Raw genomic sequence first — 2,408 nt, 5'->3', positions numbered from 1 at the left:
CAATACGATCGATAAACAAGCTCGCCATTGATGGGAAATTGGTGACTGAAGCGTTGCTACCGTTAACGATATAAGGTGAAACACCGACATTAGGAGCACTTTCGACCGAGTTTTCCGTCGCCATAACACTTGATGTGTAAATCAATGGAGCTAACAGCCCTAAAACGGCTTTACGAACCGGACTCATTGTATGGTTAACATTCATAGATAACTCCTTGTAACCCTTACTACTTATTTACAAAAATGATGAATCGTCACCATAACACGTTACGACTAATATTATAGTAAGCAATTTTAATGATATAGCCATATGTCTCGTTTTAAAAAAACGAACTTTCAGGTCGCCGCGCTTGTAGCGATATAGAAAGTTATACGCTCTTAAAATTAGATACGTTCATAAAAAGGGAGATGGGCTTAAAACCCAAAAGCCTACCGTTGAACTTCTCTACACAGAGAAGCAAACAGTAGGCTTTGTTTAGCTCAATAGTTTCTCTTAAAATAGATTAGCCACGGTAGTAACGTTGAGGTACGAATGGCATTTTTTCTACTGTCATAGGTAATTTCTTACCACGAACTTCAGCGAATACTTCAGTGCCAATTACCGCTAAGTCAGTACGAACATAAGCCATAGAAACAGGCTTGCCTGCGTTAGGGCCAGCAGTACCGCTTGTTACAACGCCAATCTTGTTGTCTTCAGCATCGAACAATTCAGCACCTTCACGTACTGGTGCTTTAGTTTGACCAACAAGACCAACACGCTTACGTTGAACATCTTTCGTTGCGATTTGCTCAAGAATGATATCAGCGCCAGGGAAGCCGCCTGCACGTTCACCGCCTGTACGACGTACTTTTTGAATACCCCATAGAAGGCTAGCTTCTACTGGCGTTGTCGTTGTGTCTAGATCATGACCATATAGACATAGACCACACTCAAGACGAAGTGAGTCACGAGCACCAAGGCCAATCCACTCAACTTCCGCTTCTGAAGTTAGCTTGCGTGCCAATGCTTCAGCGTGATCGTTAGGAACAGAGATCTCGTAGCCATCTTCCCCCGTGTAACCACTGCGGCTCACGATGCATTCAACGCCATCGATATCGACTTTTTGAACGTCCATGAACAACATGTCTGCAACGCTAGGTTGGAAACGAGCAAGAACTTCAGACGCTTTAGGGCCTTGAAGGGCTAATAGAGCGCGGTCATCAATCACTTCCATTTCGACGTCAGCTGGAAGGTGCGCCGTTAGATGGTCGATATCTTGTGTCTTACAAGCTGCATTCACAACAACAAATAGGTGGTCGCCTAAATTAGCAACCATCAGGTCATCCATAATGCCGCCCTGCTCGTTAGTAAAGAACGCATAGCGCTGCTTACCAGAAGGAAGGTCAATAATATCTACAGGAACCAAAGATTCTAAGACAGCAGCTGCGTTTGCACCATGTAGACGAAGTTGCCCCATGTGAGAAACATCAAAAAGACCAGCTGCATCACGAGTATGTAAATGCTCTTTCTTTACACCAAGTGGGTACTGGACTGGCATATCGTAGCCAGCGAAAGGAACCATCTTTGCACCCTCTTCAACGTGAAGCGCATGCAGTGGTGTTGTTAGTAGGTCTTGATTAGCGTGTTCTTGAGTCATTTTATTCTCCATGAAGCGTTGCAGGCTGTCCAAAATCGAGTCTGCCGCTTATATCTCTATTTAGAGTCGCCTCTAACGATACTGGTTAACGTTAGAAACAGTAGATAGTAAAAAGTGATGTCCTTTATATAGGCTTATATCGTTGGCTCTATAAATTATGAATAACTGTACAAAACCCATACAACTCACTTTCTAAGAATTCACTTCAGTAAACTTCAATCAGCATGAGTAAACCATGTTCACTATAATAAACAAGCCTGCGTCAGTTTTACACCCTTAACAATAGTCAAACAGCTCAAAATGTGACATTTAACAATTTAAAAACAATTGTTCGGTACATACAAAAACGCGATATTGATGATTTTCGCATCAATATCGCGTCTATTAGCTAACGTTCAAAACAAAAGCAAACGTTTGCATCCACTATAAGAAATTCAAAACTTGTTAGCTTATTTTGCAGTGACCTACAGTTATTTTGCAGTCACCCACAGAATGAGCGCATCTTCAGCACTAGTTGAAATCAGCATATGACCCATATTCGCATCGTAATACATGCTATCGCCTTCACTCATTGGCACGGGTTCGTAGAATTCTGAGTAGAACATCACATCACCCGAGATGATCATTAAGAACTCTTCACCATCGTGGCGCACCCAATCGTTATACTCTTCAAAAGTACGAGCTCTCACCCGACTCTTAAACGGCATCATCTTCTTATTAGAGAGCTCTGTGGCAAGCAATTCGTGTTCATAAGTGGGTGTTGGGTGTGGT

Annotated in this window: 2 protein-coding genes and 1 pseudogene; all 3 read right to left on the bottom strand. The window is 42.6% G+C overall.

Annotation, left to right across the window (positions count from 1 at the left end; translation table 11 throughout):
- Window positions 1-205: pseudogene (locus tag AB4496_RS13495) on the bottom strand (serine protease); the annotation flags it as partial.
- A gap of 298 nt (window positions 206-503) precedes the next feature.
- Window positions 504-1,637, bottom strand: coding sequence for a glycine cleavage system aminomethyltransferase GcvT (gene gcvT / locus AB4496_RS13490; RefSeq protein WP_102257710.1), 1,134 nt, complete (start codon window positions 1,635-1,637; stop codon window positions 504-506).
- Window positions 1,638-2,107: 470 nt separating this feature from the next.
- Window positions 2,108-2,408: cupin domain-containing protein (locus tag AB4496_RS13485; protein WP_372131136.1), on the bottom strand; the 301-nt coding region annotated here is incomplete at its 5' end.

Origin of the sequence: Vibrio sp. 10N.222.46.A1, from assembly GCF_041473595.1 — a bacterium.
In the GTDB taxonomy this organism is placed as follows: Bacteria; Pseudomonadota; Gammaproteobacteria; order Enterobacterales; family Vibrionaceae; genus Vibrio; species Vibrio tasmaniensis_A.
Note: the sequence above shows the minus strand (reverse complement) of the source record. Positions and strands in the feature narration are given on the sequence as shown.